The organism is Longimicrobiaceae bacterium (assembly GCA_035696245.1).
Classification (GTDB): Bacteria; Gemmatimonadota; Gemmatimonadetes; order Longimicrobiales; family Longimicrobiaceae; genus DASRQW01.
Map to the genome: position 1 here is coordinate 1 of DASRQW010000209.1, position 4303 is coordinate 4303.

Below are 4303 nucleotides of genomic sequence, written 5' to 3' on the forward strand. Positions count from 1 at the left end.
AGTCGATCCCGATCTCGCGTGCTCATCTTTAGCATCTCCTCGCTCCGTCGCAGGTTTCCACTCCAGTGTGGGCGAACCTGTCCCGAAGGAGGACATTTCTATATCAACCAACCCGGACATTTCTATATCAAGACTACACTTGCGGAACCGAGGGGGAACCGCACTGGCGGGGAGATGCGGATCGGCGGATGCGCGGAGCGGCGGTGGCCTGCTCGCGGGGACGCTCACGACCGCGCGGCAATCACATGCGGCACGCGAGGGGCGGGGCGATGGAGGCATCGCCGCATGCCCGAAAGGTAGGGCGTACGTCGCCGCCGGGCGGCTGAAGCCGCGGGCTACGAATGCGCGAAGCCCGCTGCGCGGGCTGCTGCCGTGACGCCGTTCCGTTTCTCCGGCCATCACGCCTGCCGATACCGGTCAATGGTCGGCGGCCGACATCGATGGAAACGTGAGCACCCGGTTCGCATCTGCCGCGCGACGGAGCCCGACGCGGACCAAATTCCCGGAAGCAGCCGCAAGCGGCTTCGCGCCGTCGTAGCCCCGCGGGTTTACCCGCCAGGGCGATGCTGCCCGCGCCGCATCTTCGGCGAAACCCGACGCTTCGCCGCCGCCGGGTGATCGGCATTGCGGAATCTCGATGGCGCCCGACGGCTCGACGGAGGATCGGTGCGAGCCGCCAAGCCCTATTCCTCCCCGATCCCGTAGAACCGCCGTGCGTTCGCGGACGTGAGCGCGGCGAACGCGTCGGCATCTTCCCCGCGCATCTCGGCGGCACGGGCGGCGGTGAAGGCGACGAAGGCGGGCTCGTTCGTCTTGCCGCGGTGCGGGACGGGGGCGAGGTACGGCGAGTCGGTTTCGACCAGGATGCGGTCCACGGGAACCGCGCGGACGAGGTCGGCACCCTCGTACTTCTTGAAGGTGATCAGGCCGGAGAAGGAGATGTGCCAGCCCGCGTCCAGAGCCTCGTCCATCAGCTCGCGGTCGCCCACGAAGCAGTGCAGCACCCCGCGCGCCCCGCCCTTCCACTCGCGCACCATCTCCCGCACGTCATCGTCCGCCTCGCGGCAGTGGACGACGACCGGCTTCCCCGTCTCGGCAGAGAGGGCCAGGTGGCGCTCGAACGAGGCGCGCTGCACTCCGCGCGGCGCGTGGTCGTAGAAGTAGTCCAGCCCCGTCTCGCCCACCGCAACCACGCGCGGATGCCTGAGCAGCTCCGCGACCGTGGACAGCGTCTCGTCGCTGGCCGTGCCCGCCGCGTGCGGGTGGATGCCGGCCGTGGAGTAGACGCCGGGAAAGCGCTCCGCCAGCTCCAGGCAGGTGCGGCTGTCCTCCGCGTCCGTGGCGATGCTGACGATGGTCGCGACGCCGGCCGCGCGGGCGCGCTCCACCACCTCGTCCACCACGGGGAGGATGCGCTCGTCGGCCAGGTGCGCATGCGTGTCGGTGAGGTTCACGGGCGATGCGTTCGGGGTTGAAAGCGAGCGAGCCGCCGCGGAGTTCCGCGGCGGCTCGCAACCATCAGGAACCGCGCCGGGTCAGACGGCGCTCTCCACGCGGCGCGAGGCCGGCTTGGAGCGAACCGGCGACTTGCTGTCTTCGCGCGGCCAGCGGCGCTCGATCTCGTACAGCGCGGGCGAGGCCACGAAGATGGACGAGAAGGTACCGATGGTGATGCCCAGGAAGAGCACCATCGCGAAGTCGCGGATCACCGGGCCGCCGAAGAGCAGCAGCGCGAGCAGCGTCGCCAGCACCGTGCTGGCGGTGAGCACCGTGCGCGGCAGCGTCTCGTTGATCGCCTTGTCCAGGATCTGGATGAAGCTGCGGCCCGCGCGCGGCTTGCCGAGGTCCTCGCGGATGCGGTCGAACACCACGATGGTGTCGTGCAGCGAGTAGCCCACGATGGTGAGCACCGCCGCCACCGTGCCCAGGTTGATCTCCGTGCGCGTGAGCGCCAGGAAGCCCAGCGTGATCAGGATGTCGTGCGCCGTCGCGATCACGGCCGCCACGCCGAAGCGCCACTCGAAGCGCATGGCCAGGTACAGCGCCGTGGTCACGAACGAGAGCAGGATCGCGATCAGGGCGTTCCGCTGCAGGTCGGCGCCGGCCTTGGGGCCCACCGCCTCCACGCGCGCCACCGTGTAGTCCGTCTTGTACTTGAAGGTGTGGCCGAGCACCTGCTGCACCTTGACCGTGGCGTCGCTGCCGGTCTCCTGGCCGAACGAGCGCATGCGGGCCATGTAGTCGTTGCTCTTGCCGAACTGCACGATCTCCCAGTCGTTGGCGCCGCCCTGCGCCGCCGCGGCGCGGATCTTCTCCACGCTGGTGGGGTGCGTGAAGCTCAGCTGCACCTCGGTGCCGCCCAGGAAGTCGATGCCGTAGTTGAGCCAGCGGCGTCCCTGCGCCGAGTTGAGCACCATCGCCCCGACGCCCAGGAGCAGCAGGAGGGCCGTGAGCGCGTATGCGCGCTTGCGCCACTCCAGGAACGGGTAGTTCGCCTTGGTGAAAAATCTCATGTCCGAGTTCCTCGCGCGGTCAGATGGAGATGCTCTGCGCAGTCGCGCGGCGCTCGAGATAGATGATGAACAGCGTCCGGGTCACGAACACCGCCGTGAACAGCGAGGCCACCACGCCCACCGTGAGCGTCACCGCGAAGCCGCGGATGGGGCCCGTGCCGGTGTAGAACAGGATGGCGCAGGTGATCAGCGTGGTCACGCTGGAGTCGATGATGGCCCGCAGCGCGTGCGTGAAGCCCTCGCTCACCGCGGTGCGCACGTTGCGCCCGTGGTCCAGCTCCTCGCGGATGCGCTCGAAGATCAGCACGTTGGCATCCACCGCGGTGCCCACCGAGAGGATCAGGCCCGCGATGCCGGGGAAGGTGAGCGTCGCCTCGATCATCGACATGCCGCCCATCACCAGCAGGCAGTAGCCCGCCAGCGCGATGCAGGCCAGCACGCCCGAGAAGTGGTAGATGCCGATCATCATCAGCACCACCAGCCCGATGCCCACGATGCCGGCCCAGATGCCGCTGTGCACCGAGTCGCTGCCCAGCGAGGCGCCCACGCTGCGCTCCTCCACGATGCGGAGCGGCGCGGGGAGCGCGCCGGCGCGCAGCACCAGCGCCAGGTTGGTCGCGTCCTCGATGGTCGCCTTGCCCAGCTCGATCTGGCCGCGCTTGCCGATCTCGGAGTTGATGCGCGGCGCCGTGTAGACCTGGTCGTCCAGCACGATCGCCATCTGCTCGCCCACATGGGCGCCGGTGGCCTTCTCGAACTGGTGGCCGCCCAAGCTGCTCAGCTCGAAGGTCACGATGGGGCGCTGGAACTGGTCGGTCTCTGCCTGGGCGTTCTCCAGCTTGTCGCCCGTCATCATCGGGACGCTGCTCACCAGCCAGAGCGAGGCGGTGTGCGCCTGCTCCTCGGTTCCCTTGTACCCCCACAGCACCTCGGTGCCGCGCGGAAGGACCGCCTGCACCTGCGGCAGCGCCAAATAGCGCTTCACCTCGTCCACCTTGGCCGAGTCCACCAGCAGCTGCCCCACGGGCCCGCCTGCGAGCAGCTTGGTGAAGGGCGAGCCGGTGCCGGCCGTGTCGGTCACGGTGGCGGCGTTCGCCTTCGCCGAGTCCGTGCCCGTCTTGGCGGAGTCGGTGCCCGCCTTGGCGGAATCGGGCTTTGCCTGGAAGAGGCCGCCCACGGGCGACGCGGGCGCGGCGGCGGCGGGCTTGGCGCCCGGAACGGGGGCCAGCGTGCCCTTCGCCTCGGCAACCGCGCGGTCGATGCGCGGGAGCACCGTCTGCAGCTCGGTCAGGGGGCGCACGATCTGGAACTGCAGGAAAGCCGTCTTCTGGATGACTTCCTTGGCGGCCTGCGTGTTCACCGAGTCGCCGGCCAGCTCCACGATGATGCGGTCGTTCCCCGCCTTCTGCACCACGGGCTCCGACACGCCCATGCCGTCCACGCGCATGTGCACCACCTGCAGCGCGCGGTCCAGCGCGTCGGCGGGCATGCTGGTCGCGCGGCTCTTGTCGATCTCCAGGGCCAGGTGGATGCCGCCCTGCAGGTCGAGCCCCAGCTTGGGCCTCTTCGAATACAGGAACCATGCGCTGCCCGCCATGACGACGAGGATGAGCGCGATGCGTACCTTCAGATTCTGGAACATCGGAGAGAACTGACTCCCGGGAAGGAGGATGGGGGAACGGCAGGCGCGACCGGGCGATCGCGCTCGTGAGCTGGCTAAGATCACGGAAGTTACCGCGCCCCGTGCGCTTTTGTCAACCGGACGCACGCCCGTTCCCGAACGTCCGTCC

At 69.0% G+C, this 4303-nt stretch carries 3 protein-coding genes; all 3 read right to left on the reverse strand.

What is annotated here, in order from left to right; genetic code table 11:
• Positions 1–683: 683 nt before the first annotated feature.
• On the reverse strand, positions 684–1454 hold the full coding sequence (locus VFE05_09795) for a TatD family hydrolase (protein HET6230347.1): 771 nt from the start codon (positions 1452–1454) through the stop codon (positions 684–686).
• A gap of 81 nt (positions 1455–1535) precedes the next feature.
• Entirely contained in the window at positions 1536–2513 is a 978-nt protein-coding gene (gene secF, locus VFE05_09800; GenBank protein ID HET6230348.1) for a protein translocase subunit SecF, read from the reverse strand.
• A gap of 19 nt (positions 2514–2532) precedes the next feature.
• On the reverse strand, positions 2533–4155 hold the full coding sequence (gene secD / locus VFE05_09805) for a protein translocase subunit SecD (GenBank protein ID HET6230349.1): 1623 nt from the start codon (positions 4153–4155) through the stop codon (positions 2533–2535).
• Positions 4156–4303: the final 148 nt, after the last annotated feature.

Bases quoted from the DNA above. Each gene is read 5' to 3' on its own strand.
- secF (HET6230348.1), bottom strand. From the start codon at position 2,513: ATGAGATTTTTCACCAAGGCGAACTACCCGTTCCTGGAGTGGCGCAAG.
- secD (HET6230349.1), bottom strand. From the start codon at position 4,155: ATGTTCCAGAATCTGAAGGTACGCATCGCGCTCATCCTCGTCGTCATG.